Origin of the sequence: Acidiphilium multivorum AIU301, from assembly GCF_000202835.1 — a bacterium.
GTDB classification, from domain to species: domain Bacteria; phylum Pseudomonadota; class Alphaproteobacteria; order Acetobacterales; family Acetobacteraceae; genus Acidiphilium; species Acidiphilium multivorum.
The window spans coordinates 1869015-1895475 of record NC_015186.1 but is presented as its reverse complement, the minus strand read 5'-3'; the positions used below and the strand labels follow the sequence as shown (position 1 = coordinate 1895475).

Genomic DNA, 26461 nt, shown 5'->3' with positions numbered 1-26461 from the left:
GACCGATCGCCGATTTGATGGCAAGGGAGAACCGACAAATCGGATGGAGACAGAGTTGACCCGCATCGCCCGCCTTGCCGCCCTGTTCGTCCCGCTCGCTCTTGCCGCCTGCGCCGGCGGGTCCGGCCCGAAGCTCGACTGCCCGCAGGTCGCCGTGCTCCAGCAGGCAAGCCGCCTGGTCCGCAGCGCCGGCCCGTCCGACGAGGTCGCGGCCCGGATCATCGATGCCAGGGTCACCGGCGTCGCCGGCAAGTGCACCGCGCGCGGCCATCATGGCGAGCGCGTCGTCTTCCGCATCGGCTTCGCCGCCACCAAGGGCCTCGCCGCCCGGCAGGACGACTTCACATTGCCGTATTTCGTGGCGATCACCGAGGGCGACAGCATCATCGCCAAGCAGGTCTATCCGGTGCGCTTCGATTTCCGCAACGGCGCGACGCAGGCCGTCGCCACCACGAAGCCGATCCGGCTCGATTTCCCGAACGCGCCGCGCAGCGCCGCGCAGCAGGTGCTGGTCGGCTTCCAGATGACGCCGTCCGAACTCGGCCAGGCGCGCGGCACGGCGCGATGAACGTGCCGGCGCCGGAGGTGATGGCGCACCACCAGGGTGCGGACTATCTCGACTGCCTCGGCCGGCTGCACCGTGCCCTGGCACCGCGCCGCTATCTCGAGATCGGCGTCTGGCGCGGCGAGTCGCTGGCCTTGGCGGAAGCCGAGAGCCTCGCGATCGACCCCGATTTCCGGCTCGACCGCGACGTGCTCGCCGGCAAGCCCGCCTGCCATCTCTTCGCCTGCACGAGCGACGATTTCTTCGCCCGGCGCGACCCGCTGGCGCTGCTCGGCGGCCCGGTCGATTTCGCCTTCCTGGACGGGATGCACCGCTTCGAGTTCCTGCTCCGCGACATCGTCAACACCGAGCATGTCTGCCACGGGCGCAGCGTGATCGCGCTGCATGACTGCCTGCCGATCGACCCGCGCATCACCAACCGCGACCAGAACCCCGACCTGCGCCGCGATGCCGTGGTGCCCGGCTGGTGGGCCGGCGATGTCTGGAAGGTCGCCGTGCTGCTGCGCCGCTACCGGCCGGAGCTGCGGCTGCTGGCGCTGGATGCCCCGCCGACCGGGCTGCTGCTGGTCACCGGGCTCGATCCGGCGAGCCGCCGCCTCGAGGACAACTACGAGGCGATGGTCGCGGACATGATGGATGTCGATCTCGCCGCCTTCGGCACCGCGCGGCTGTTCGACCTGCTCGCCCCGCGCCCGACCGCGCTGCTCGACGATCCCGCCGCCCTCGCCGCGGCGCTGTTCCCATGACCGCGCCGTTCGAGGGCGCGGCGCTGGTGACGGGCGGCGCGAAGCGGCTGGGGGCCGCGATCGTCCGCAGCCTGTCGCAGGCCGGCTTTCCGGTCGTCATCCACCACCGCGCCTCGTCCGGCGAGGCCGAAGCCCTTGCCGCCGAGCTGCGCGCCCAGGGCGGGGTGGCGCATGTCCTGGCCGCCGACCTCGCCGATCCGGCGGCGGTCGAATCCCTGATCGCGCGGGCCGAGGCGCTGGCCGGGCCGATCGGCGTGCTGGTCAACAACGCCTCGCGCTTCGAGTTCGATTCCGCCGCCAGCGTCACCGCCGGCTCGATCGCCGCCCACATGGCGCCGAACCTCGCCGCGCCGGTGCTGCTGGCGCGCGACATGGCGGCGCGGATCGGCGGCCGGCAGGGCGTGATCGTCAACCTGCTCGACCAGAAACTCGCGAACCTGAACCCTGATTTCTTCGCCTATACGCTGTCCAAGGCCGCCCTCGCCGCGGCGACCGAGATGCTCGCGATGGCGCTGGCGCCGGCGATCCGGGTCTGCGGTGTCGCGCCGGGGCTGACGCTGATCGCCGCGAAGCAGAGCGAGGAGAATTTCCGCCGCGGCCAGAGCGCAACACCGCTGCGGCGCGGCTCGCAGCCGGAGGACATCGCGCGTGCGGTGCGTTTCATCGTCGAAACCCCGTCGGTCACCGGCACCACGCTCTATGTCGATGCCGGCGAGCACCTGATGCGCCGGCAGCGCGACGTGTCGTTCAACGCCGGGTAACGCGGCGGATCAGCCGGGCGAGCGGCAGCACGGCGCGCACCGGCCAGGGCCCATCGGGCCAGACCAGTTCGGCGTTCAGCCGGGCGAGCGCCGCGGCGTGCACCGCGTCCAGCGCATGGCGGGCCTCCTGCCGGCGCAGCCTTTCCTCGAGGTCGAGAATCCGGTCCTGCAATCCCGCGATCTTTTCGTCGCGGCTCGCGATCATGCGCCGGAAGACGGCATCGACAGGGGAACGCGGAAGGTCGGTCGGGCGGAGATCGGCAATTGGCATATGCACGTTATACGTGTGGTCATGTAACGCCCAAAATTAAAAATTGTAATCGTTGCGGCTTTCGTTCCGCGGCCATCCGACCGCGCCGGCCCTTGTGCAGGGTCGGGCCGTGTCTTAATTGCGGCGCATGACCGAAGACACGCTGAACGCCGAACCCGTGCTCGACGCGGGGGCGGATCCCTTGGAGGCCGGCAGCGAGAGGGCGCCCGCTTCCGAGGCCGAGCAGCTTGCCGCCGCCCGCGAGCGGATCGCCGCCCTCGAGGCGGAGTCCGCCGACCTGCGGGACAAATGGGTGCGCGCGCAGGCGGAGATGGAGAACCTGCGGGCCCGCACGCGGCGTGAGGTGGAGGATGCGCGGCTCTACGCCGTGCAGAAATTCGCCGCCGACGTTGCCGAGACCGCCGAGAACCTTCGCCGCGGGCTGGATGCGCTGCCGCCGCCGCAGGAGGGCGAGTCGCCACTGCTCGCCAGGCTGCGCGACGGTTTCGCCGGGGTCGAGCGCAGCTTCATCGCCATGCTCGAGCGCCACGGCATCCGCGCCGAGGAGGCGATGGGCGCGACATTCGACGCCGACAAGCACCAGGCGATGGGCGAGCAGGAGACATCCGATGCCCCGCCGGGCACGGTGATCCAGGCCTGGAGCCGCACCTGGACGCTGAACGGCCGCCTGCTCAAGCCGGCGATGGTCGTCGTCGCCAGGGCGCAGGCGGGCAAGCCGCTGGATATCGAGGCGTGAGCCTTGAGTTTTCGTTAACGCCGGGCGGCTAAATTTCCGCAGCCGCCGGCCGGCCGCCCCTTGTGCCTTCGGGGGTGGTTCAATACATCAACGGGGTGAAACAATAGGGGTGCGCCCGATGCTTCGGGTCCGGCTCACCCGCTGAAAGGAGCGTTTCTATGAGTAAGGTCATCGGTATCGACCTCGGCACCACGAATTCCTGCGTCGCGATCATGGAGGGCAAGGATGTCCGCGTGATCGAGAACAGCGAGGGCGCGCGCACGACACCGTCGATGGTCGCCTTCTCCGAGAGCAACGAGCGTCTGGTCGGCCAGTCCGCCAAGCGTCAGGCGGTCACCAACCCGACGAACACGCTGTATGCGGTCAAGCGCCTGATCGGCCGCCGCTATGACGATCCCACCGTCGAGAAGGACAAGGGACTCGTCTCGTACAATATCGTGCGCGGCGACAATGGCGATGCCTGGGTCGAGTCGCGCGGCCAGCGCTACGCGCCGAGCCAGATCTCGTCCTTCGTGCTGACCAAGATGAAGGAAACCGCCGAGGCCTATCTCGGCGAAGCCGTGACCCAGGCGGTCATCACCGTCCCGGCCTACTTCAACGACGCCCAGCGCCAGGCCACCAAGGACGCCGGCAAGATCGCCGGGCTCGAGGTGCTGCGCATCATCAACGAACCGACGGCGGCGGCTCTCGCCTACGGCATGGACAAGAAGCAGGGCGGCACGATCGCGGTCTACGACCTCGGCGGCGGCACGTTCGACATCTCGATCCTCGAACTGGGCGACGGCGTGTTCGAGGTGAAGTCCACCAACGGCGACACCTTCCTCGGCGGCGAGGATTTCGACCAGCGCGTGATCGACTACCTGGCCGAGGAGTTCAAGCGCGAGCAGGGCATCGACCTGCGCAAGGACAAGCTCGCCCTCCAGCGCCTGAAGGAAGCCGCTGAAAAGGCGAAGATCGAGCTGTCCTCCTCGAAGGAGACCGAGATCAACCTGCCCTTCATCACCGCCGACGCCTCGGGGCCGAAGCATCTCGTGATGAAGCTCACCCGTGCCAAGCTCGAAAGCCTCGTGGATGATCTGGTCGAGCGCACGCTCGGCCCGTGCCGCGCGGCGCTGAAGGATGCCGGTGTCACCGCCGGCGAGATCGACGAGGTGATCCTGGTCGGCGGCATGACCCGCATGCCCAAGGTCATCGAGACGGTGAAGACCTTCTTCGGCAAGGAACCCGCCCGCAACGTCAACCCCGACGAGGTGGTCGCCATTGGCGCCGCCATCCAGGGTGCGGTGCTGAAGGGCGACGTCAAGGACGTCCTCCTGCTCGACGTCACCCCGCTCTCGCTCGGCATCGAGACGCTGGGCGGCGTGTTCACCCGCCTGATCGACCGCAACACCACGATCCCGACCAAGAAGAGCCAGACCTTCTCCACCGCCGACGACAACCAGACCGCCGTGACCATCAAGGTCTACCAGGGCGAGCGCGAGATGGCGGCGGACAACAAGCTGCTCGGCAATTTCGACCTGACCGGCATTCCCCCGGCCCCGCGCGGGGTGCCGCAGATCGAGGTCACCTTCGACATCGACGCCAACGGCATCGTCTCCGTCTCGGCGAAGGACAAGGCGACCGGCAAGGAGCAGCAGATCCGCATCCAGGCCTCCGGCGGCCTGTCGGACACCGATATCGAGCGCATGGTGAAGGACGCCGAGGCGAACGCCGCGGCCGACAAGGCCAAGCGCGAGCTGGTCGATGCCCGCAACCATGCCGACGGCCTCGTCCACCAGACCGAGAAGACGCTGAAGGACAACGAGGGCAAGGTCTCCGCCCAGGACAAGGGCGAGGCCGAGGCGGCGATCGCCGCGGTGCGCTCCGCGCTGGAGGGCAGCGATCTCGAGGCGATCAAGTCGGCCACCGAGCGGCTGACCCAGGTCGCCATGCGGATTGGCGAGGCGATGTACAAGGCGCAGGCCGAGGCCGGTGCCGCCCAGCCGGGCGCCGAGACGGCCGCGCCGGGCGACAAGGTGGTCGACGCCGAATTCGAGGATGTCGACGACAAGAAGAAGTCCGCGTGACGTCGTCCGCCGCGCGATAGACGGTTACCAGTCCCGGGCCAGCAATGGTCCGGGACATTCTTGTTTCAGAGATTGTCGGGGTTAAGCCGGGACCATGGCGAAGACGGATTATTACGAACTTCTCGGCGTGTCGCGGGGCGCTTCGGCCGATGAGCTGAAGAAGGCCTATCGCAAGCTGGCGATGCAGTACCACCCGGACCGCAACCCGGGCGACGCCGCGGCCGAGCAGAAATTCAAGGACATCAACGAAGCCTACGACGTCCTCAAGGACGAGCAGAAGCGCGCCGCCTATGACCGCTTCGGCCATGCCGCGTTCGAGAATGGCGGCGGGCCGGGGGCCGGCGGCTTCGGCGGCGGCTTCGGCGGCTTCGGCGGGTTCGAGGGCGGCATCGGCGACATTTTCGAGCAAATGTTCGGCGAGGCGATGGGCGGCCGCCGCGGTGGCCGCACCGAGCGCGCGGGCGCCGACCTGCGCGCCGCCGTCGAGATCGACCTGACCCAGGCCTTCACCGGCACCAAGACCGAGATCCGCGTGCCCACGCGCGTGTCCTGCGATGCCTGTTCGGGCACCGGCTCGGCCGACAAGTCCGCCGCGAACGACACCTGCCCGACCTGTGGCGGCGCCGGCAGGGTGCGCGCCCAGCAGGGCTTCTTCGTCGTCGAGCGCACCTGCCCGACCTGCGGTGGCGCCGGCCGCACCGTGCGCAATCCCTGCCGGGTCTGCTCCGGCGCCGGCACCGTGCCGCGCGAGCGCACGCTCTCGGTCACCATTCCCGCCGGCGTCGAGGACGGCACGCGCATCCGCCTCTCCGGCGAGGGCGAGGCCGGCGGCCGCGGCGCGCCGCCCGGCGATCTCTACGTTCATGTCTCGATCCGCCCGCACCCGATCTTCCAGCGCGATGGCGCCAACGTGTTCTGCCGTGTGCCGCTGCGCATGGCCCAGGCCGCCCTCGGCGGCGAGATCGAGGTTCCGGCGATCGACGGCACGCGCGCCCGGGTCAAGATCCCCGCCGGCACCCAGACGGGCGACCAGTTCCGCCTGCGCGGCAAGGGGTTCTCGGTGCTGCGCAGCACGGCGCGGGGCGACATGTATATCCAGGTCGCGGTCGAGACGCCGCAGAACCTGACGAAGCGCCAGCGCGAACTGCTCGAGGAGTTCGAGCGCGAGGCCGGCAACACCGCCTCCGGCAGCCCGGAACACGAGGGATTCTTCGCCAAGGTGAAGGAATTCTTCGACGGGCTGTGACGCGCCTCACGGCCGGCGGCCTGCCTCGCGGGCGATCGCCGTTGCGTTCCGCCGCCCGCGCGCCAACTATCTGGACGGGGCTCCAACCAACAGGATGAAGGACATGAAGCCAGTTCTGCCTGCCGCCGCCGCCATCGCCCTTCTGCTCGCCGGCTGCGCCGTGGCGCCGCCGAGCGGGCCGAGCGTCGTCTCGATGCCCGGGCCGGGCGTTTCGTTCGACCAGTTCCGCCATGACGACTCGCTCTGCCGTTATTACGCGAGCCGCCAGATCAACCCGGCCGAGGCGCAGGCCGCCGGCCAGTCGGCCACCAACACGGCGGTCGGCGGCACGCTGCTCGGTGCCGCGGCCGGCGCGCTGCTCGGCGCCGCGGGCGGCAATGCCGGCACCGGCGCCGCGATCGGCGCGGGCTCCGGCCTGCTGCTCGGCAGCGCCATGGGCGGGGGCAACGCCCAGAACGCGGCGGACTCGATGCAGGCGCGCTACAACGTGGCCTATGCGCAGTGTATGGTGGCGCACGGCAACAAGATGGAAGGCTATGCGCGCGGATACGGACCGGCCTACAACTACGGCGCGCCCGCCTACGCGCCGCCCGGCTACTACGCCTATCCGCATTACTGATCCGGTCCGGGCCGGCGGCGCGGCGCTTGGTGCCGCGCCGCCGCCGATGACGCGGGAGAGGCGGCGGCGGCCGCGCTGGCGCATTCCCCTGCCGGTTTCGCTGGCCCTGCACGCGGCGATCCTGCTGCTGCTGCTCTACGTGGTGCATTCCCGCCGGCTGCCGGAGCCGCAACCCGAATCCGGCATCGCGGTCGTGTTCCAGAATTCCGGCCTCACCCACACCGCGAAGCGGAACGCCGCGCCGAAGACGCCGACCCATGCGCCGAACGCGGTGCCGAACCTGCCGCCGCCGCCGCCCATGGCCGCGCCGCCGCCACAGCCGCAACCGGCGCCTCGGCCGGCACCGTCGCCTGCCCCGCCGCCGGCGGTCCATCTCAACATGAAGCCCTTCACCCCGCCGGCGATGCAGGCCGCCATCATCCCGCAGGCGCCGCCGGTGCCGAAGTCACCGCCGCACCCGGCCCGGCCCGCGCCGCGCCACTCCTACATGGTGATGAACGGCATGTCGTTCGGCACCCGGCCGACCACCGCGCTCGCCCACCGCAGCACGGCGCTCAACCTCGCCCCCGCAGCACCCGACTTCAACCGGCACGCGCCGGACATCGTCTTCAAGGGCAAGGCCGGTCCGGACTGGCAGAGCGCATTCAACAAATGGGTGAACACCCACGACTATTACCCCGAGGGTGCCGCCGCCCAGGGCCAGCAGGGCTCGGTGACGGTCAGCTTCACCGTGTTGCCCGACGGGCGGGTGATCGACCTGCGCATGGTCCGCCGCTCCGGCGCGCCGCTGCTCGACATGGCGTGGTACGGCCTGTTCAACGGCGCGCATGTGCCGAAATTCCCGCCAGGCTCGAAAGCGAAATCCGAGCAGGTAACGGCAACCATCCATTACATCCTGATCCACTGACCCCGCCCCGCGCGGGGCAGGGCAGGGACCAGCCCCGCGCCGCGGCGGAGAAAAATCAGGCGCGCCGCACCCGACGGATCGCGCCCGCCGCCTCCAGCGCGGCGATCTCGGCCTCGGTATAGCCATGCTCGGCGAGGATCTCGTCGAGATGCGCGGCAAAGCCGGGCGGCGGCGCGTGCGGCCCGCCCGGCGTGCGCGAGAACTTGATCGGCGTGCCCAGCGTGCGCACCCCGTCCAGCTCCGCCACCATGCCACGATGCCGCGCGTGCGCGCTCTCCAGCGCCGCGTCCACCGGCCGCACCGGCCCGGCGGGAATCCCGGCGCGGATCATCCGCTCGGCCAGCGCCTCGCCGTCATGCGCGGCGAGGGCCTCGGTCAGCGCCGCGGTCATCGCCGCGCGGTTGGCGAGACGGTCGGCATTGGTGGCGAAGCGCGGATCGGCGGCGATGTCCGGCCGCTCCAGCAGCGCGCAGAGCTTGCGGAACTGCCCGTCATTGCCGCCGGCGATGAAGATCTCGCAGGTCGCGGTGGGGAAGGTGTCATAGGGGGCGATGTTCGGATGGGCATTGCCGGTCGCCGCCGGCCGCTTGCCGTTGAGCAGGTAGTTCGCCGCCGCCGGATGCAGCAGCGCCATGCCCGCATCGTGCAGCGTCATGTCGATGAACTGCCCGCGCCCCGAGCGCTGCCGCTCCTGCAACGCCATCAGGATGCCGATCGCCGAATACAGCCCGGTCGCGAGATCGACCACCGGCGTGCCCATCCTGAGCGGCCCCTCGCCGGGACGGCCGTTGATGGTCATCAGCCCGGTCATCGCCTGCACCACCGCGTCATAGCCCGGCAGCCCGCCGAACGGTCCGTCGGCGCCGAACCCCGAGATCCGGCAATGCACGAGGCGCGGAAAGCGCGGGGCCAGCGCCGCCTGCCCGATATTCCATTTCTCCAGCGTGCCGGGCTTGAAATTTTCCACCAGCACGTCGGCGTCCTCCAGCAGCCGCAGAAGCACCGCGCGGCCCTGCTCGTGCGCGAGGTCGAGCGTCATCGCCCGCTTGTTGCGGTTGGCGCCGAGGAAATAGCTCGCATCCCGCGCTCCGTCCGCCCGTTCGAGGAAGGGCGGCCCCCAGTCGCGCACCTCGTCGCCCTGCGGCGGCTCGATCTTGATCACGTCCGCGCCGTGATCGGCGAGGATCATCGTGCAATACGGCCCACCCAGCACCCTGGTCAGGTCGATCACCTTCAGCCCGGTCAGCGCGCGCTCGGTCATGGCGGTGGTCATGGTCCCCTGTCGAATTCGGTATCGCGCCCATCTGATGCTATGGACGCGGCCTCGACACAAGCAGGACAGGGAAGGGAGCAGAGATGGAACTCGGACTGAAGGGCAGGCGGGCGATCGTGTGCGCGGCGAGCAAGGGGCTCGGCCGCTCCGTCGCGTTTTCCCTCGCCCGCGAGGGCGTGGATCTGGTGATCACCGCGCGCGGCGAGGCGGCGTTGGCCGAAACGGCGGCGGCGATCCGCGCCGAGACCGGCGTCAAGGTCGAGATCGCGGCGGGCGACATCACCACCGAATCGGGCCGCGCCGCGGCGCTCGCCCTCTGCCCCGCGCCGGACATCCTGATCAACAACGCGGGCGGCCCGCCGGCCGGCGATTTCCGCAAGTTCACCGATGCCGACTGGGAAGCCGCCCTGCGCGCCAACATGCTCACCCCGATCGCGCTGATCCGCGCGACGGTCGATGGCATGATCGAGCGCCGCTTCGGCCGCATCGTCAACATCACCTCGGCGGCGGTGAAATCGCCGATCCCCGCCCTCGGCCTGTCGAATGGCGCCCGCGCCGGGCTGACCGGCTTCGTCGCCGGCCTCGCCCGCCAGGTCGCGAAGCACAACGTGACGATCAACAATCTTCTCCCCGGCCCGTTCATGACCGACCGGCTGCGCGACAACGCGGCCACCGCCGCCCGCGCCTCCGGCCGCTCGGTGGAGGACGAGCTCGCCGCCCGCGCCGCCGCCAACCCGACCGGCCGCGTCGGCACGCCGGAGGAATTCGGCGATGCCTGCGCCTTCCTCTGCTCGGCACAGGCGGGCTTCATCGTCGGCCAGAACCTGCTGCTCGATGGCGGCGCCTTCAACGCGGCGTTCGGCTGACCTTGCCCTACCCGGTCTCGGATCATTACGACGGCGCGCGCTTCTTCAACCCCGAAGGTGCGCGCCGCCGCACCGGCCGCTTCCCGATGCTCCGCTGGGTGACACGGCGCGAGGGACGGGCGAAATGGCCGGACCGGGTGGAAAACCGGACTTTTGCTCCGCCGCCCGCCGAGGTGGCGGAGGGCGAGGCGGCGGTGACGTTCATCGGCCATGCGAGCTTCCTGATCCGCCTGCCGGGCCTCGTTCTGCTGACCGACCCGATCCTGTCGGAGCGCTGCTCGCCGGTCGGCTGGGCCGGGCCGCGCCGGGTCCGCCCGCCGGGCCTCACGCTCGACGCAATGCCGAAGCCGGACGCGATCCTGCTCTCGCACAACCATTACGACCATTGCGACATCCCGACCCTCGCCGCCCTGCACGCGCGCTTCGGCCGCACCCCGATCTTCGCGCCGCTCGGCAACCGCGCCTTTCTCACCCGCAAGGGGCTCGGCCCGGTCACCGAACTGGACTGGTGGCACCATGCCGAGCTGCACGGCACCCGCATCACCCTCACCCCGGCGCGGCATTTCGCCGCCCGAACCCTGCGCGACCGCAACACCACGCTCTGGGGCGGATTCATGCTGCGCCATGAAGCCGGCCAGCTCTATTTCGCCGGCGACACCGGCTATACTGGCTATTTCCGCATGATCCGCGAGCGCCTCGGCCGCCCCGGCCTCGCCTTGCTGCCGATCGGCGCCTACGAGCCGCGCTGGTTCATGGGCAATGTCCACATGAACCCGGCGGATGCGGTGCGCGCCTTCGCCGAGCTCGGGGCGGCGCGGGCGGTGGGGATGCATTTCGGCACGTTCCAGCTCACCGACGAGGCGATCGACGCGCCGGAGCGCGACCTCGCCGCCGCCCGCGAGGCCGCCGGCATGCCGGCAGCGCGTTTCACCACGCTCGATGTCGGCGAGACCGGCCTGTTCCGCCTCGATCCCGGCTGATTGACCTCAGCCGGCGCGAAAACCCGGCTGACTGACCTCAGCCGGCGCGAAAATCCGGCTGACTGACCTCAGCCGGAGCAAAAACCCGGCTGATTGGGTTCAGCCCCGAATCGCCTCGATCCGCGGCGGGTTGCGCAGCGTCTGCAGGATCACGCAATACCGCTCGGTGCTCTGGATCAGCCGCGCCACGGTTGCCTCGTCCGCATCGGTGTCGAGATCGAAGCGGAGCGAAATGTCGGTGACACCCACCGGCGCGGCGCGGTCGATCGCCAACGTGCCGCGCGCGTCCCACACCCCCTCGGCAGTGATGCTGCCGCGCTTCACAATCACCCCCATCGCGGTGGCGACGGCGGAGAGCGTCACCCCGGCGCAGGCGACCAGCGCCTCCAGCAGCATGTCGCCCGAACAGGCCTGCGAGCCGTCGCCGCCGGCCGCCTCGTGCAGCCCGGCGGTCACCTCGCCGTCATGGCCGCGCACCACGCAGGCGATCCCGCCCTGCACGATCTCGCCCACCGCGCGCGAGACGATCCGCGCCGCGGCGGCGTCCTCGCGGTATTTCTGCTTCAGCGGCGCCTGCAGGGCGCGGAGTTCGGCGGCATCCATGGCGGTCTCCCGAAGATCGATCCTCGTTGATGAAGATGCGGCTGCGGCGCGGTTCAGGCAAGCCGCCGCGCGGGCCTCAATGCTCTGCGGCGGGGGCGGGTTCGACCGTGTTGGGCTTGGGCATCGGCCGGTTTTCGACGACGCGCAGGAACTGGTGCGACATCGCGTGATAGACCGGCTCCTTGCAGACCAGCCGCGAGGCCATGGTGCCGAGAATCGCGGCGATGCCCACCGGCACCGACATCGACGGATCGGACGTCATCTCGATCACGATCACCGCCGCCGTCAGCGGCGACTGCACGACGCCGGCGAAATACCCGGCCATGCCGACCATCGCGAATCCCGCCACCGGCAGGCCCGGCAGCAGATGCACGAACGCCGTGCCGACACCAACGCCCACGGCGAGCGAGGGCGCGAAAATCCCCCCCGGAATCCCCGAGAGATACGACACCAGGGTGGCAAGGAATTTCAGCGGCCCGAAATCGACCGGCGGCAGCACGCCCGAGACCATCGCATCCCGCGCATTGGCATAGCTCGCATCGAACACCATCCCGTGCGAGGCGTAGCCGATCGCCGCGAGCACGAGGCCGCAGAAGGCGGCGAAGACCACCGGCCGCTTCTGCGCGAGCCGGTTGACCGCGCCCGGCAGGAACTTCCACGGCGTCACCAGGATCTGCGCGAACAGCCCGCCCGCGAGCCCGCCGATCACGGCGCAGACCGGGATCAGCAGCCAGATCCAGTCGAGCCTCAGCACCGCGTGCGAGAAGCCGAAATAAGGCTGGTAGCCGAGGACGAAGAGCAGGGTGATGCCGCTGGCGAAGGCGGCGAGAATGATCGAGCGCACCTGCCGGTCGTCGAAGCTGCGCGCCATCTCCTCGATCGCGAAGATGATGCCGGCCACCGGCGCGTTGAAGGCGCAGGTGATGCCCGCGGCACCCCCGGCGAGGATCAGCAGCCGTTGCAGCGCATGGGTGCGCTCCAGCCCCATCCGCCCGCAAATGTTCATCGCCGCACAGCCGATCTGCACCGTCGGCCCTTCCTTGCCGATCGACGCGCCGGTGGCGAAGCCGATCAGGGTGAGCAGGAACTTGCCCACCGCGATCCGCAGCGACAGCACCGAATCGACATCGGCCGAATCCTGCATCTGCAACCCGGCCATCGCCTGCGGAATGCCCGAGCCCTGCGCGCCGGGAAACACCTGCCGGGTGAGATAGACGATCAGCGCGAGCCCGGCCGGGCAGAGCAGGAACACGATCCAGCCGCGCTGCGCCGTCACGTTCTGGAACAGCGCCGTCGCGCGGACGACGCCGATGCCGAAGGCGATGGAGACCAGTCCGGTGATGATGGCGGCGAGCACGAAAATGAGATTGCGTTTCAAAGCCGCCATTCCGGCCGGTCTCCTTGACTGTCATTCCTGCGTGAGGCCGGAGCCTCCGCCGGCCGGCCAGCGTGGACAGGGCTTGCCCGACACCGATTGATTCATGTCAATGCCAGAACAGGCATCGCATGTGAACCGTCCGCCGCCCGCGCCCGGCGCTGCGGCCGCCGGATCCGCGTGAGAGGACAGACTTGACCGAGGCAGACAACCACGACGCCGCCCCGCCCCGCCGCACGCTCGACCGCCGCCTGATCGCGGCGGGGCAGGGCGCGCGGCGCTTTCTCGCGCTCGCCATCGGGCTCGGATTCGCCGCCGGGCTCGCGGTGATCGGCCAGGCGCTGCTGCTCGCCCATGTCGTCACCGCGCTGATCTTTCGCCACACCGCCCCCGCCGCGCTGGCCCTGCCGCTCGCTTCCCTGGCCGGGCTTCTGCTCCTGCGCGCGGCGCTGAGCTTTGCCTCCGAACTCGCCGCCCACCACGCCGCCGCCGCGGTCAAGCTCTCGCTCCGCCGCGCGCTGCTCGACCATCTCTTCGCCCTCGGTCCCGCCTATGCCGCCGGCGAGCGCAGCGCCGACCTCGCCGCCACCATGCTCGACGGGGTCGAGGCGCTGGAGCCCTATCTCGCCCGCTACCTGCCGCAAATGGCGCTGGTCGCGCTGGTCCCGCTCGCCATCCTCGCCGCCGTTTTCCCGGTCGACTGGATCAGCGGTCTGGTCCTGCTCGTCACCGGCCCGATCATCCCGGTCTTCATGGTCTTCGTCGGCTACCGCGCCGAGGCGATCAACCGCCGGCAATGGCGCGAATTGCTGACCATGAGCGCGCGCTTCCTCGATGCCGTGCAGGGCATCACCACGCTGCGGCTGTTCGGCCGGGCGCGTGACGAGATCGCGCTGATCGGGCGGATCGCCGATGAATACCGCCGCGCCACCATGGCCGGGCTGCGCGTCGCCTTCCTCACCTCGGCGGTGCTGGAATTCTTCGCCTCGCTCTCGATCGCCCTGGTCGCCGTGCTGTTCGGCGCACGGCTGCTGCACGGGCATATCGGCTTCTTTCCCGCCTTCTTCGTGCTGCTGCTGGTGCCGGAATTCTTCCTCCCCCTGCGCGGCCTCGCCACCCATTATCACGCGCGGATGACGGCGCTGGCCGCCGCCGGCCGCATCTTCGACGTGCTCGACGCGAAGCCCGCCACAAGCTGGGGCAGCGCCATTCCCCCTGCCGGCCCGCTATCGCTGCGCTGCGCCGGCCTCACCATCGCCCACGAGCCCGGCCAGAAGGTGCTGCACGGGATCGACTGCGCCTTTCCCGCCGGTTCGATGACCGCCATCGTCGGCCGCTCCGGCGCCGGCAAATCCACCCTCGCCGCCGCCCTGCTCGGCTTCGTCGCCCCGCAATCCGGCGCCGTCATGGTCAACGGCGACACGGCGCTCGCCTCGCTCGACCGCGAGGCCTGGTGGGCGCGGCTGGCCTATGTGCCGCAGACCCCCCGCGTCTTCGCCGGCACGATCGCCGAGAACCTGCACCTCGGCCGGCCGGAGGCGGACGATGCGGCGCTGCGCGATGCCCTGCGCCGCGCCCGCCTGCTCGACGAGATCGACCGCCTGCCCGCCGGCATCGAAACCCGCATCGGCGATGGCGGCGCCGGGCTGTCCGGCGGCCAGGTCCAGCGCCTCGCCCTCGCGCGCGCCTTCCTGCGCGACGCCCCGCTGCTGATCCTCGACGAGGCCACCGCCCATCTCGACCTCGAGACCGAGGCCGAGATCACCGCCGCCATTGCCGAGCTGGCGCGCGGCCGCACCGCGATCCTGATCGCCCACCGCCTCGCCACCGTCCGCCGGGCCGACCGCATCCTGGTGCTGGAGGGCGGGCGCCTCGCCGAATCCGGCACGCACGATGAGCTGCTCGCCCGCGGCGGCGCCTATGCCACCCTGCTCGGCGCCGCGGAGGCTCCATGCGCGACCTGATCCGCCTGCTCCGCCTCTACGCGCCCTACCGGGTCTGGGTTCTCGCCGGCATCGGGCTCGGCGTTCTCACCGTGCTGGCGAATTTCGCGCTGCTCGCGCTCTCCGGCTGGTTCCTCGCCGCCACCGGGGTCGTCGGTGTCGCCGGCTATGCGGCGCAGAACGCCTTCAACTTCTTCACCCCGGCCGCCGGGGTGCGCTTCTTCGCAACCCTGCGCGTGCTCGCCCGCTATGCCGGCAGGCTGGTCGATCACGAGGCGACGTTCCGCCTGCTCGCCCGGCTGCGCATGGTCGCCTATGCCGGGCTCGAACCGCTCGCCCCGGTCGGCCTCGCCGGCGAGCGCGGCGGCGACCTGCTCTCCCGCCTCGTCGCCGATATCGACCGGCTGGGCGATTTTTTCCTCCGTGTCGCCTCGCCCTTCATGATCGCGGCGGCGGCGGCGCTGGTCATGGCGCTCGGCTTCGCCATCGTCTCGCCCGAGGCCGGGCTGCTGCTCCTGCTCGGGCTGGTCGTCGCCGGGGTCGCGGTGCCGCTGGCGAGCCTCGGCCTCGGCCGCCGCCCGGCCGGCGCCGCCGTCGCGCTGCAGGCGACGATGCGCGCCGATCTCGTCGATTCCGTCCAGGGCATGGCCGAACTGCTCACCTGCAATGCGAGCGGGGCGATGGCGGAGCGGGTCGACGCGGCGAGCGCGGCGCTGCTCGCCGCCCAGCGCCGCCTCGCCGCGATCGCCGGCTTCGGCGCCGCCGCCGGCCTGCTCGTGGCCGGGCTGACGATGCTGGCGATGCTGCCGCTCGGCGGCGCGCTGGCCGATGCGCACCGGATCGCCGGGCCGGTCATCGCCCTGCTCGCCCTCGGCGCGATGGCCGCCTTCGAGGCCGTCGCCCCGCTGCCGGCGGCGTTCCAGCTCCTCGGCGGCATGGCGGATTCGGCGCGCCGCGTCTTCGACCTGCTCGACCGCCCGCCGCCCGTCGCCGAGCCCGCCTCCAGCCCGCGCCGCCCGGCCCGGCTCGATCTCCGGCTCGACGGCGTTTCGCTCCGCTATCCGGGCGCCGCGCATCCGGCGCTCGCCGGGATCGACCTCGCGATCGCCGAGGGCGAGCACGTCACCATTCTCGGCCGCAGCGGTGCCGGCAAGACCTCGCTGTTCAACCTGCTGCTCCGCTTCGCCCCGCACGAGGCGGGAACGGCCACGATCGGCGGCGTCGATCTCGCCGCCATCCGCGGCGACGACCTGCGCTCGCTGTTCACCGTGGTCTCGCAGACCACCGCGATCTTCGCCGGCACCCTGCGCGACAACCTCCTCCTCGCCCGCCCGGATGCGGACGATGCGGCACTCTGGCGCGCGCTCGAGACCGCCCGCCTTGCCGATTTCGTCCGCGCCCGTCCCGGTGGTCTCGATTCGCTGGTGGGCGAGGCGGGGGCAAAACTCTCCGGCGGCGAGGCGCGGCGGCTCTCGCTCGCCCGCGCCGCCCTGCGTGCCACCCCCTTCCTGCTGCTCGACGAGCCGACCGAGGGGCTCGACCCGCTGACCGAGGCCGAATTCCGCCGCGCGCTCGCCGGCCTCGCCGCCGGGCGTACGGTGATCGCCATCACCCACCGTCTCGACCACCTCGCCGATGACGACCGCGTGGTGATGCTGGCCGAGGGCCGCATCGTCGCCGACGGCCGTTTCGGCGCGCTCCGCCAGGGCGCCGGGCCTGTGGCGCGCCTGTCACGGCTGCGGGAGATGTCGCTCCGGTTCTGAGCCCGGCTGAAACGGATTGATACAGATCAATGCGCCGCCGCGTGGCGGCATTATCGATCGGGAAACTACCGTTCACCGCCGTGCGGGGAATCCCGCCGGTCCTCGGGCCAGGAGTCCATCATGATCGACCCGACAGTCGTCGACCTGTCGCGCCTGCAATTCGCGCTGACCGCGCTATATCATTTCCTTTTCGTCCCCCTCACGCTGGGCATGACCTTCCTGCTCGCGACGATGGAGACGGTCTACGTCATCACCGGCAAGAAGATTTACAAGGACATGGCCCTGTTCTGGGGCAAGCTGTTCGGCATCAACTTCGCCATCGGCGTCGCCACCGGCCTGACCATGGAATTCGAGTTCGGCACCAACTGGTCGATGTACTCGCATTTCGTGGGCGACGTGTTCGGCACCCCGCTCGCCATCGAGGGGCTGATGGCCTTTTTCATGGAAAGCACCTTCATCGGCCTGATGATCTTCGGCTGGGACCGGCTGAGCCGCCCCGCGCATCTCGCCATCACCTACCTCGTCGCCCTCGGCTCGAACCTCTCGGCGCTGTGGATCCTGATCGCCAACGGCTTCATGCAGGACCCGACCGGCGCGAAATTCGACCCGGACACGATGCGCATGCAGTTCCACAGCTTCATGTCCCTCGTCTTCAGCCAGGATGCGCAGGCGAAGTTCGTGCATACCTCGATCGCCGGCTTCGTCACCGGCTCGATGTTCGTGATGGGCATCTCGGCCTACTACCTGCTGCGCCGCCAGCACCGTGAATTCGCCGCCCGCTCGTTCCGCATCGCCGCGATCTTCGGGCTGATCTCCACCCTCGGCGTGGTCACGCTGGGCGACGCGCTCGGCCGCATGGACTATCTCGTGCAGCCGACCAAGCTCGCCGCGATGGAAGGCATCTGGCACACCACCAAGGGGCCCAGCGCGCCCTGGCTGATCGCCGCCGTGCCGAATGACCGCACGCAGAAGAACGATTTCGCCATCGGTATCCCCTATGTGCTGACCCCGCTGGTCGCGCATGCCTGGAATGTCCGCATCCCCGGCATCGACGAACTGGAACAGCAGGCCCAGCTTCGCGCCGCCAAGGGCATCCAGGCGGTGATCGCGCTCAAGCAGTATGGCGAAACCCACAGCCCGGCGGCGCTCGCCGCCTTCCGCAAGAACGAGGCGGACATGGGCTACGGCTTCCTCGCCCAGCGCTTCGCGCCGGATCAGGACCTGTCGAAGATCACGCCCTCGAACCTGCCGGGCATCCTGAAAAGGGCCGGCCGCGAATCGATCCCCAACGTCTTCGTCGAGTTCTGGAGCTTCCGCCTCATGGTCGGCCTCGGCCTCGCCTTCCTCGTGGTGTTCGCCTTCGGCGCCTATTACAGTCTGAGGAACGAGCTTGAGAAACACCCGCTGGTGATGCGCGCGGCGATGTGGGCGATCCCGCTGCCGGTGCTGGCCTGCGAGTTCGGCTGGATCACCGCCGAGAACGGCCGCCAGCCCTGGACGGTTTATGGCTGGCTGCCGACCTTCCAGTCCGCCTCCAGCCACACGGTCGGCTACATGCTGTTCTCGCTGATCGGCTTCGCGCTGCTCTACAGCCTGTTCATCGCCGCCGAACTCTACCTGATGTTCAAATATGCAAGGCTCGGCCCCGGCGAGCACGCCCATGCCCGTCCGGTCGAGGCGGCGGCCAGCCCGTCGCTGATGCGCCCCGGCTACGCCGACAAGTCCTGGCAGTAAGGAAACCGCGCCATGGAACTCTATATCGCGCTCAAGGTCATCTGGGCCGTGCTGCTCGGGGTGCTTCTCTCCGGCCTCGGCATCATGGTGGGGATGGACATGGGGGTCGGCGCGCTGCTGCGCTTCGTCGGCCGCACCGATGCCGAACGCCGCACCGCGCTCGCCGTGATCGGCCCGCACTGGGACGGCAACCAGGTCTGGTTCATCCTCGGCGGCGGCGCCATCTTCGCCGCCTTCCCGACGCTCTACGCCACCTCGTTCTCGACCTTCTACGTGGTGATGATCCTGCTGCTGTTCAGCATGATCATGCGCCCGGTCGCCTTCGAATACCGCTCCAAGGTCGATGCGCGGCGCTGGCGCGCGACCTGGGACTGGGCGTTCCTGATCTCCGGCGCGCTGCCGATGATCATCTACGGCGCCGCCTTCGGCAACGTGCTGCAGGGGGTCGGCTTCCACTTCAGCTGGGACGGCCAGTATTACCAGGATGGCAGCTTCATCTGGTACCTGCTCAACCCCTTCGCGGTGATGTGCGGTGTGCTCTCGCTCGCCCTCGCCGTGCACCAGGGCGGGGCGATGCTGATGATCCGCGGCGAGGGCCCGATCGCCGAGCGCGCCCGGCGCTATGCGGTGCCCGCCGGCCTGCTCGCCGCCGCCCTGTTCGCGATCGGCGGCGTCTGGGTCCGCTTCATCAAGGGCTTCGCCTACACCGCCCCGGTCAACCCGGCGATGCCGGCGACCCCGCTCGGCGGCCCTTCGGTCGCGATGCGCGCCGGCGCCTGGATGGACAATTTCCACCAGCATCCGGTGCTCTGGCTGCTGCCGGCGGTGGGGCTGCTCGGCATGGTCGCGGGTCCGCTGGCGCTCGCCGCCCGCAAGCCGATCCTCGGCTGGTGGCTCGGCGCGCTGGCCTGGATCGGCACGATCTTCACCACCGGGGCGGCGATGTTCCCCTTCCTGATGCCCTCCACCACCGCGCCGGCGCAGAGCCTGACGGTGTGGAACGCCTCGGGCAGCGCCTACAATCTCGGCTGGATGCTGGCCTTCGCGCTGGTCTTCGTGCCGATCATCCTGAGCTACACGGCCTGGGCCTTCCGCGTCATGCGCGGGAAGGTCAAGACCGAGTCCGTCATCGCCAACGATCACTCCTACTGAGGAGCGGAGATCGAGCCATGTTGAACACGATCAAATTCGCCGCCCTCGCGGTCATCCTCTTCGCGGCGATCCTGCTCGCCGTGGTCACCGGCGACGAGGGGCCCTGGTATTTCGGCTGGCTGGTCGGAACGATGATGATCGTTCTGATCTCGGCGAGCGGCGCCGTTCTGTTCGAGGCACAGCAATCGGCGGTCCTTGGCCGCCATCAGCCCGACGACAAAGTGTAAGGAGACGCCCCGATGCTCGGTGGACTTGAAGGCCTGATCCTGTTCATCCCGTTCGTCTATCTCGGGTTGTACGTTCTCGCATGGCTGTACACGCGGCGCCGCTTCCCCTGACGGCAGCGCCGTAGCCGTGCCAGTCTGGCCGGGCCGCTTTCGGGCGGTCCGGCCGCTTGTCGTTCTGGAGGACTTGCCGGCCGGGCCGGCATCCCTTGCGTCGGTGCGGGTCAGAGCAGGAAGGTGTGTTCCCCGGCCCGGGAGACCGCCCGGGCAACACCGCCGAGCGCGCCTGCCGGAAGGTCGGCCCCCGTGGCGACGATGCGGATGGCGCCGCAGCCGGTATCATGCGCGATGGCCGCGAGCCGTGCCGCGAGTGCGGTGAGCAGCGGCCTGTCATCGAGCGGGTCGAGCACCGCGAAGGGCCGCACCGCCATCAGCCGGCCATGTTCGAGATCGGCCTCGCACCGGTAGCAGGCCAGGCCGCAAGGGTTGCGCCGCCGCACCCGGCGGATCGTGATCATGCCGCGCCGGCCGGGATTCGCCGCGATGCACTCGCGCGCATGGCGCCGCCATCGCGCGAGGTCGAGCCAGGGCTGGGCCAGGCGCGCGATCACGAAGCACGGGTCGATGTGCTCGCGGATCATGGGTTCGATCAGGTAAGTCGGTTCATGCATGCAATGTAACATCGTCAGAAAGCATGACAGGATCGACCAAGCGGATGAACCGCGCCTTGATCGAAATCAACCGGAAGCCCTGTAAGATTCTCGAATTAAAAGACAAAGCGCCGCGCGCGTCGCCGGTGGCGCAGCTAACCGCACATTCGCGGCCTGAATCATACGAGTTGCGCGACCTTGTTGCTCTGCACTACAAAATGATTGCTGAGACGTCGGAAGGACGCGAGATGCTGGAGCAGCGGGACCGGGCGCTTCGCTCGCCCATCAATCTTTCGGAAGCCATCATTCCTGGCCTGTGCGCGGGCTGCGAGGCGCGGCATATCGGCCTGTGCGATGCGCTGGCGGACGAGGATCTTCATTTCCTCGCGAGCGTGGCGCGGCAGTCCACGGTGTCGCGCGGCCAGAGCTTCGCGGTGGAGGGCGACAGCGCCCGTTACTTCTTCAACATCAATCACGGCACCGCCAAGCTGCACAAGGACCTGCCCGACGGGCGCCGGCAGATCACCGGCTTCGTCGGCGCGGGCGATTTCGTCGGCCTCGCCGCCGACGACCGCTACACGTTCAGCGCCGAGGCGATCGACGATGTCCGGCTGTGCCGGTTCGACCGCGTGGAAATGCGCAACGTGTTCTCCCGCTTTCCCGCGCTCGAGCGCCGGCTGCTCGACGTCGCCTCGCACGAACTCATCGTGGCGCAGGAGCAGATGCTGCTGCTCGGCCGCAAGAGCGCGATCGAGCGGCTCGCCAGCTTCATCGACAGCTGGAGCCGGCGGGCGATGATGTGCGGCGCTCCGCGGGCCGGGCTGCGGCTGCCGATGACCCGCACCGATCTCGCCGATTATCTCGGCCTGACCATCGAAACCGTCTCCCGCGCGCTCACCGCGCTGCGCAAGCAGGGCGTGATCGACGTGACGCCGGACCACAATATCAGCGTCGCCCGCCCGCAGGCCCTGGCCGAAATCGCCCGCGCCGGCGCCTGAGGCCGGCCCGCTTCCGCGATTGACGCATGTCAATGCGCGGGCGGAGGGCATCGCGCATGGTCCTCCTAGCCAAAAGGAGGATGACATGAACGTGCGTGAGATCATGACGGTTGGTCCACTCACCGTCGAACCCGAGACGACCGTTGCCGATGCCGGCCGGATCATGCTCGACCAGAACCTGTCCGCCCTCCCGGTGATCGACCGTGGCGGCCGGCTGCTCGGCATCATCACCGATGGCGACATGCTGCGCCGCCCCGAACTCGAGACCGCTCCGGACATCGGCTGGTGGCGCGGCTTCCTCGCCCCCGAAACCTCGGCCCGACAGTTCGCCCGCACCCGCGGCCGGCATGTCGGCGAGATCATGACCACGCCGGTCCGCTCCGTCGGCCCCGACACGCCGCTGTGCGATGCGATCGACATCATGGAAACCTACCGGGTGAAGCAGCTGCCGGTCGTCCAGGGCGAGATCCTGCTCGGCATGCTCAACCGGCGGAACATCCTCGCCCGGCTGATCACCGCGCTGCTGGTGGTCGAGGATACCCCGGTCAGCGACGATGTGGTGGCCAGCCGCATCCGGGCCGCGATCGAGAAGACCAACTGGGCGCCCAAGGCGACCATCGAGGTCAAGGTCGATCATGGCGTCGCGACGCTTTCCGGCCCCGTGTTCAGCGATGCCGAGCGGATGGCGCTGATCGTGCTCGCCGAGGGAATCGGCGGCGTGCGCCGGGTGGCGGACGAGATGGTCTATGTCGATCCGACCAGCGGGGTCGCCTTCGGCTCGTACTGAAGGGGCCCTATCTTCCGGGCGGCGATTCGGTCAGCCGGCGCGCCGCCTCGGCGATGTCGGCCTCGTCGGCGCAATAGGAAAACCGCACGAAATCGCCGCCGCGCGCGGTGTCGAAATCATGCCCAGGCGTCGCGGCGATGTGCAGGTCGTGCAGCATCGCGCGGCAGAAGGCGGCGCTGTCCTGCCCGGTCGCGGCGATGTCGGCATAGATGTAGAAGGCGCCATCCGCCGGGGAGAGCTTCGTCATCCCGGCGCGGGGCAGGGCGTCGAGCAGCAGGGCGCGCGAACGGGCATAGGCATCGCGCCGCGCCGAAAGCTCGGCGTGGCAGTCGAACGCCGCCTCGGCCGCGCGCTGCGCGACATGCGGCGCGCAGATGAACATGTTCTGCGCGAGGCACTCCACCGGCCGCACCAGCTCCTCCGGCAGCACCATCCAGCCGACGCGCCAGCCCGTCATCGAGAAATATTTCGAGAACGAGTTGATCACGATGGCCGAGGGGCTAAAGGCGGCGGCGGTGGCCGCCGGCTTGCCATAGGTCAGGCCGTGATAGATCTCGTCGCTGATCAGGCGGATGCCGTTCGCATGGCAGTGCCGGGCGAGGGCGGCGAGCTCGTCGGGGTGCAGCATCGCCCCGGTCGGGTTGGCGGGCGAGGCGATCAGCAGCCCGTCCGGCTGCGGGTCGAGCGCCGCGATCATCGCCACTGTCGGCTGGAATCCGGTTTCCTCGGTGGCCGGCAGCAGCAGCGGCCGCAGCCCGAGCGCCGTCATGATGTTCAGGTAGGGCGGATAGCATGGGGCGGCGAGGGCGATCGTATCCCCCGGCTCGAAGGCGGCGAGGAAGGCGAGCGGAAACCCGCCCGAGGCCCCGGCGGTCACCGCGACGCGCGCGGCGGGCAGGTCGAGCCCGTACCAGTCGGCATAATGCGCGGCGATCCGCCGCCGCAGGCCGGGCAGGCCCAGCGCCTCGGTATAGCCGAGCGGATCGGTCCCCGCCATCGCGGCGGCGACGGCGTGGCGCACGCCCTCCGGCGCGCCCTGGCCGGGCTGGCCGACCTCCATGCGGATCACCCGGCGGTTCGCCGCCGCCGGGCTGGCGGCGAGCGCGTTGGCCGCCGAGATCACGTCCATCACCAGAAAGGGCGGAACCCGCGCCCCGGCGCCGGTCTTCAGGGTCATTGCCGCCTCAGCGCGAACTGATGGCGAGGCCGGCGCCGCGCGGATCGGCCGCGGCGGCGCAGGATTTCGGCGCGCTCGGCAGCGTGCCGGAACAGGCGATCGCATCGGCGCGGCCCGGTGCCGGCACCGGCCGGGGCATCGCCTGGCCGGTGCGCAGCGAATCGGCCATCGCGGCGGCGGCGGCGAGCGGCGCGCCGGCCTGCCCGGTGCCCGTCGTCACCGCGCGGAAGGCGCCGTCGCGGGTGGCGAGGGCGACGCTCAGCAGCGGCGGCGTCACCCGCCGCGGCGAGGCGGCGAGCAGGATGCCGGTTCCCGTGGCGATGCGCCCGGTGCCGAACAGGTTGTTCATCGTGGTCGCGCAGCCGACCACGCCGCCCTTCGAATCGGCGACGGCGAATCCGGCCGAGGCCGGCAGCGCGCCGAACCCGCGCACATGCCGGCCGGCGGCGGCGGCGGCGATCGCATCGCGCCCCGCGCCGGCGAGATCGTCCGGCGACCTGGCGAGCGCCTCGATCGCCGCGCGCGTGCCGAGCCCGGCGGCCGTCGGCGGCAGGGCGATGTCGGCGCCGAGGGCGTGGACGATGTCGGGGGCGGCGTAGCGCGCGGCCACGGCGCGCAGATCCGCGCCGGTCAGCCCGGCGCCGGCCGCACGCGCGCCGGCAAGCAGCCGGGCGGCGAGATGGCCCTGGTAGAAGCTCAATACGCCTCCGCCCTGCAGCCGCGCGAGGGTGGCGGCGAGGTCGGGCTGGCGCAGCGTTTCGCCGGCCTGCAGCACGCCGCCGGACGGCCCGGCGAACACGTTGCGCGCGGCCGGGTCGGCCAGCAGCGCGTTGCCCACCACGGCAAGGTCGGCCGCCAGCGCGCGGGAGACCGGCACGCCGCCGCCGGCCATCGCGGCGGCGGGCGCCATGTCGGTGGCGAGCGGCAGGGCGCCGTAGCGCGCCTGCATGGCGAGCAGGCCGCGCACCATCTGCGGGACCGCGGCCGGGCGCGACGCGCCGGCCTGGCTGCCGCGCGGCGCGCCGGGCGGGAAGAGCAGGGCGACGGGACGCCCCTTGCCGCCCTCGTCATGCGGCATGTCGATCAGGCAGACCGCGCCGCCGCCGAGCCCCGCGCGCGAGGGCAGCGTGACGCCGAGCGCGAAGCCGGCCGCCACGGCGGCATCCACCGCGTTGCCGCCCTTCTGCAGGATCTCGTGCGCGGCGACGGTCGCCTCGGGAACCGGGGTCACGGCGAAGCCGGCCACCGGCGCCTGCGGCCGCGGCTCGCCCAGCCGGGCGGTGCCGCCACCGCCGACAAGGTCGTTCGACAGGCCGCATCCGGCGAGCAGGAGTGCGGCGGCGAGCGGGGCGGTGCGGCGCATGATCGACAAATTCGCCATCCTCGTGACTGTGATTGCGGCAGGTCGCCAAGGGGATAACCGCCTTCGCGCGGCCGGGCAACACGGGGCGCCGCGCAGGCCTGCGCCGGCACGGGGTTGCGCCGCCGGATGATCGTCCCAATTCGCAACCAGCCAGGACGGAAAGCCGCGACCGGCCCGCCCTGGCGGCAGTCCGGAAAGGGAACGGCATGGTATTGGCGAATTTCGACGCGTGGCTGGACCGCACCCTGCGCAACCATGAAAAATTGCGCAGGCTTGCGTGGTTCGCGATCATTTATGGCGCGAGCGTGGTGGTTTTCGGAATCATTGCCTTCGGCCTGCAGGCGCTTGTGCCGGCCTGAGCGAGGGCCGGATGTTGCGCCGCCGCATGGAGTGCGCTACCGGCGCTGCTCATGCTGATGAAGGCACCTGAACGGTCCGACGGTGGCGTGATGTCCGCCTACCGGACGCGGATCGACGCCGGCACCATCCTGCCGGACCCGGTCCAGCGCCGGGCGGCGGAGCGCCTGCACGAGCTTTGGGGCCGGCTGCGCGACTACGATCCGCAGCCGAAGGCGCCGCCCAATGGCTGGCTCGGCCGGCTGCTCAACAAGAAGCGGGTGGACGAGGTGCCGGAGGACTATCCCTCGGGCCTCTATCTCGTCGGCGAGGTCGGCCGCGGCAAGTCCATGCTGATGGACCTGTTCTTCGCCGCCGCCGAGGTGCCGCGCAAGCGGCGGGTGCATTTTCACGAATTCATGCAGCAGGCCCATGCAAGGCTGCACAGGCTGCGCGCCGAGCGGCCCGATGCCGATGCGGTGCTCTCGCTCGCCGACATCATCGCCGGCGAATCGGCGCTGCTCTGCTTCGACGAGTTCCAGGTCCACGACATCGGCGATGCGATGATCCTGGCCCGGCTGTTCGAGGCGCTGTTCGCCCGCGCCGTGGTCGTCGTCGCCACCTCCAACACGCTGCCGGACGATCTCTACCGCAACAAGCCGGGTTATGAGAGCTTCCGCCCCTTCATCGCCCTGCTCAAGCGCCATCTCGACGTGATGGTGCTCGATGGCGGGCGCGACTACCGGCGCGAGCGGGTGCGCGGCGCGCGCAACTGGTACGTGCCGGCGGATGGCCGGGCCGAGCGCGCTCTCGATGATGTGTTCGCCGAACTCACCGGCGGTGCCGCCCCGCGCGCGGAGGCGCTCACGGTCTTCGGCCGCAAGCTCGCCGTGCCGCTCGCGGCGCGCGGCGTCGCCCGGTTCGACTTCGCCGCCCTCTGCGCCCAGGCGCTCGGCTCGGGGGATTATCTCGCCCTCGCCACCCATTACGACACCGTGCTGATCGACGGCATTCCCCGTCTTTCGCCGGACAATTTCGACGAGGCGCGGCGCTTCATCACCCTGATCGACGCGCTCTACGAGCATCGGGTGAAGCTCTACGCCTCGGCCGCGGCGGAACCCGCGGCACTGTATACCTCGGGCGAGGGGGTCGCGATCTTCGAGCGCACCGTCTCCCGCCTCGAGGAAATGCGCAGCGAGGCGTATTTCGCCCTCGCGCATCTGACCTGAGATGCGGTTGCGCCGCTCCGGCCATTGGTCTAGGCCGCACGACGACGGAACCGCCCGGGACGGACGGCGCGCAAGGCGCCGGGTTTCGAGT

The 26461-nt window shown here is 70.3% G+C and carries 26 protein-coding genes; 19 read left to right on the top strand and 7 right to left on the bottom strand.

The window, feature by feature from the left end:
• Nucleotides 1-55: 55 nt before the first annotated feature.
• Genes ACMV_RS08445 through ACMV_RS08435 form a run of 3 tightly spaced genes read left to right on the top strand, consistent with a single transcriptional unit; the run spans nucleotide 56 to nucleotide 2072 of the window.
• The gene (locus ACMV_RS08445) at nucleotides 56-568 is read left to right on the top strand and encodes a hypothetical protein (protein ID WP_231844324.1); all 513 of its coding nucleotides are present in this window, start codon (nucleotides 56-58) and stop codon (nucleotides 566-568) included.
• Nucleotides 565-1311 (top strand): class I SAM-dependent methyltransferase, encoded by a 747-nt coding sequence (locus tag ACMV_RS08440; RefSeq protein ID WP_013640131.1) that lies wholly within the window; start codon nucleotides 565-567, stop codon nucleotides 1309-1311. The genes ACMV_RS08445 and ACMV_RS08440 overlap by 4 nt, the downstream gene beginning before the upstream one ends.
• The gene (locus ACMV_RS08435; protein ID WP_013640130.1) at nucleotides 1308-2072 is read left to right on the top strand and encodes an SDR family oxidoreductase; all 765 of its coding nucleotides are present in this window, start codon (nucleotides 1308-1310) and stop codon (nucleotides 2070-2072) included. Before ACMV_RS08440 ends, ACMV_RS08435 begins: the two co-directional genes overlap by 4 nt.
• Here the strand turns inward: ACMV_RS08435 and ACMV_RS08430 are convergent.
• A complete protein-coding gene (locus ACMV_RS08430) occupies nucleotides 2059-2343 on the bottom strand; it encodes a hypothetical protein (protein ID WP_011942396.1) in 285 nt (94 codons plus the stop codon). The genes ACMV_RS08435 and ACMV_RS08430 overlap by 14 nt on opposite strands.
• A gap of 127 nt (nucleotides 2344-2470) precedes the next feature.
• On the opposite strand from ACMV_RS08430, the gene ACMV_RS08425 reads away from it, so the two are divergent.
• The 5 genes from ACMV_RS08425 (at nucleotide 2471) to ACMV_RS21815 (ending at nucleotide 7917) form a co-directional block, all read left to right on the top strand.
• Entirely contained in the window at nucleotides 2471-3079 is a 609-nt protein-coding gene (locus ACMV_RS08425; RefSeq protein WP_007421610.1) for a nucleotide exchange factor GrpE, read from the top strand.
• A gap of 158 nt (nucleotides 3080-3237) precedes the next feature.
• Nucleotides 3238-5145 (top strand): molecular chaperone DnaK, encoded by a 1908-nt coding sequence (gene dnaK, locus ACMV_RS08420; protein WP_007421611.1) that lies wholly within the window; start codon nucleotides 3238-3240, stop codon nucleotides 5143-5145.
• 94 nt (nucleotides 5146-5239) lie between these two features.
• Nucleotides 5240-6391 carry a molecular chaperone DnaJ gene (gene dnaJ, locus ACMV_RS08415; RefSeq protein WP_013640129.1) on the top strand — a complete coding sequence of 384 codons (1152 nt, stop codon included), beginning with the start codon at nucleotides 5240-5242 and terminating at the stop codon, nucleotides 6389-6391.
• Nucleotides 6392-6494: 103 nt separating this feature from the next.
• Nucleotides 6495-7010, top strand: coding sequence for a glycine zipper family protein (locus ACMV_RS19775; RefSeq protein WP_035186982.1), 516 nt, complete (start codon nucleotides 6495-6497; stop codon nucleotides 7008-7010).
• Between the two features lie 46 nt (nucleotides 7011-7056).
• On the top strand, nucleotides 7057-7917 hold the full coding sequence (locus tag ACMV_RS21815; RefSeq protein ID WP_013640127.1) for an energy transducer TonB: 861 nt from the start codon (nucleotides 7057-7059) through the stop codon (nucleotides 7915-7917).
• 55 nt (nucleotides 7918-7972) lie between these two features.
• On the opposite strand, the gene ACMV_RS08400 is transcribed toward ACMV_RS21815, so the two are convergent.
• A complete protein-coding gene (locus ACMV_RS08400; RefSeq protein WP_011942394.1) occupies nucleotides 7973-9190 on the bottom strand; it encodes a CaiB/BaiF CoA transferase family protein in 1218 nt (405 codons plus the stop codon).
• 83 nt (nucleotides 9191-9273) lie between these two features.
• Between ACMV_RS08400 and ACMV_RS08395 the strand changes: the two genes are divergently transcribed.
• Both ACMV_RS08395 and ACMV_RS08390 read left to right on the top strand, forming a co-directional pair.
• Entirely contained in the window at nucleotides 9274-10056 is a 783-nt protein-coding gene (locus ACMV_RS08395) for an SDR family oxidoreductase (RefSeq protein WP_007423299.1), read from the top strand.
• 2 nt (nucleotides 10057-10058) lie between these two features.
• On the top strand, nucleotides 10059-11036 hold the full coding sequence (locus ACMV_RS08390; RefSeq protein ID WP_013640126.1) for an MBL fold metallo-hydrolase: 978 nt from the start codon (nucleotides 10059-10061) through the stop codon (nucleotides 11034-11036).
• A 99-nt stretch (nucleotides 11037-11135) separates the two neighbouring features.
• Here ACMV_RS08390 and ACMV_RS08385 read toward each other — a convergent pair whose 3' ends face one another.
• Complete coding sequence (locus tag ACMV_RS08385) at nucleotides 11136-11639, bottom strand: OsmC family protein (protein WP_011942391.1); 504 nt, start codon at nucleotides 11637-11639, stop codon at nucleotides 11136-11138.
• A 76-nt stretch (nucleotides 11640-11715) separates the two neighbouring features.
• Entirely contained in the window at nucleotides 11716-13026 is a 1311-nt protein-coding gene (locus tag ACMV_RS08380) for a chloride channel protein (protein ID WP_007423302.1), read from the bottom strand.
• A 182-nt stretch (nucleotides 13027-13208) separates the two neighbouring features.
• Between ACMV_RS08380 and cydD the strand changes: the two genes are divergently transcribed.
• From cydD to ACMV_RS08355, 5 genes are all read left to right on the top strand, one after another.
• Nucleotides 13209-14978, top strand: coding sequence for a thiol reductant ABC exporter subunit CydD (cydD, locus tag ACMV_RS08375; RefSeq protein ID WP_013640125.1), 1770 nt, complete (start codon nucleotides 13209-13211; stop codon nucleotides 14976-14978).
• Nucleotides 14966-16720: a thiol reductant ABC exporter subunit CydC gene (cydC, locus tag ACMV_RS08370; RefSeq protein ID WP_013640124.1), complete on the top strand. Its 1755-nt coding sequence runs from the start codon at nucleotides 14966-14968 to the stop codon at nucleotides 16718-16720. The genes cydD and cydC overlap by 13 nt, the downstream gene beginning before the upstream one ends.
• Nucleotides 16721-16840: 120 nt before the next feature.
• Nucleotides 16841-18454 (top strand): cytochrome ubiquinol oxidase subunit I, encoded by a 1614-nt coding sequence (locus tag ACMV_RS08365; RefSeq protein ID WP_007421726.1) that lies wholly within the window; start codon nucleotides 16841-16843, stop codon nucleotides 18452-18454.
• 12 nt (nucleotides 18455-18466) lie between these two features.
• Nucleotides 18467-19606 carry a cytochrome d ubiquinol oxidase subunit II gene (cydB, locus tag ACMV_RS08360; protein ID WP_007421727.1) on the top strand — a complete coding sequence of 380 codons (1140 nt, stop codon included), beginning with the start codon at nucleotides 18467-18469 and terminating at the stop codon, nucleotides 19604-19606.
• A 17-nt stretch (nucleotides 19607-19623) separates the two neighbouring features.
• A complete protein-coding gene (locus ACMV_RS08355) occupies nucleotides 19624-19833 on the top strand; it encodes a hypothetical protein (RefSeq protein WP_007421728.1) in 210 nt (69 codons plus the stop codon).
• A 221-nt stretch (nucleotides 19834-20054) separates the two neighbouring features.
• On the opposite strand, the gene ACMV_RS08350 is transcribed toward ACMV_RS08355, so the two are convergent.
• Nucleotides 20055-20501: a hypothetical protein gene (locus ACMV_RS08350; protein WP_007421729.1), complete on the bottom strand. Its 447-nt coding sequence runs from the start codon at nucleotides 20499-20501 to the stop codon at nucleotides 20055-20057.
• 44 nt (nucleotides 20502-20545) lie between these two features.
• Between ACMV_RS08350 and ACMV_RS08345 the strand changes: the two genes are divergently transcribed.
• Complete coding sequence (locus ACMV_RS08345) at nucleotides 20546-21478, top strand: Crp/Fnr family transcriptional regulator (protein WP_011942385.1); 933 nt, start codon at nucleotides 20546-20548, stop codon at nucleotides 21476-21478.
• An 85-nt stretch (nucleotides 21479-21563) separates the two neighbouring features.
• Nucleotides 21564-22265: a CBS domain-containing protein gene (locus ACMV_RS08340; protein ID WP_007421731.1), complete on the top strand. Its 702-nt coding sequence runs from the start codon at nucleotides 21564-21566 to the stop codon at nucleotides 22263-22265.
• 7 nt (nucleotides 22266-22272) lie between these two features.
• Here the strand turns inward: ACMV_RS08340 and ACMV_RS08335 are convergent, their stop codons facing one another.
• Together ACMV_RS08335 and ACMV_RS08330 are read right to left on the bottom strand one after the other, a co-directional pair.
• Complete coding sequence (locus ACMV_RS08335; protein ID WP_013640122.1) at nucleotides 22273-23442, bottom strand: pyridoxal phosphate-dependent aminotransferase; 1170 nt, start codon at nucleotides 23440-23442, stop codon at nucleotides 22273-22275.
• Between the two features lie 7 nt (nucleotides 23443-23449).
• The gene (locus ACMV_RS08330; protein WP_013640121.1) at nucleotides 23450-24805 is read right to left on the bottom strand and encodes a gamma-glutamyltransferase; all 1356 of its coding nucleotides are present in this window, start codon (nucleotides 24803-24805) and stop codon (nucleotides 23450-23452) included.
• 32 nt (nucleotides 24806-24837) lie between these two features.
• On the opposite strand from ACMV_RS08330, the gene ACMV_RS20800 reads away from it, so the two are divergent.
• Entirely contained in the window at nucleotides 24838-25164 is a 327-nt protein-coding gene (locus tag ACMV_RS20800) for a DUF2474 family protein (protein WP_048858116.1), read from the top strand.
• 51 nt (nucleotides 25165-25215) lie between these two features.
• Complete coding sequence (gene zapE, locus ACMV_RS08325) at nucleotides 25216-26370, top strand: cell division protein ZapE (protein ID WP_013640120.1); 1155 nt, start codon at nucleotides 25216-25218, stop codon at nucleotides 26368-26370.
• Nucleotides 26371-26461 lie beyond the last annotated feature (91 nt).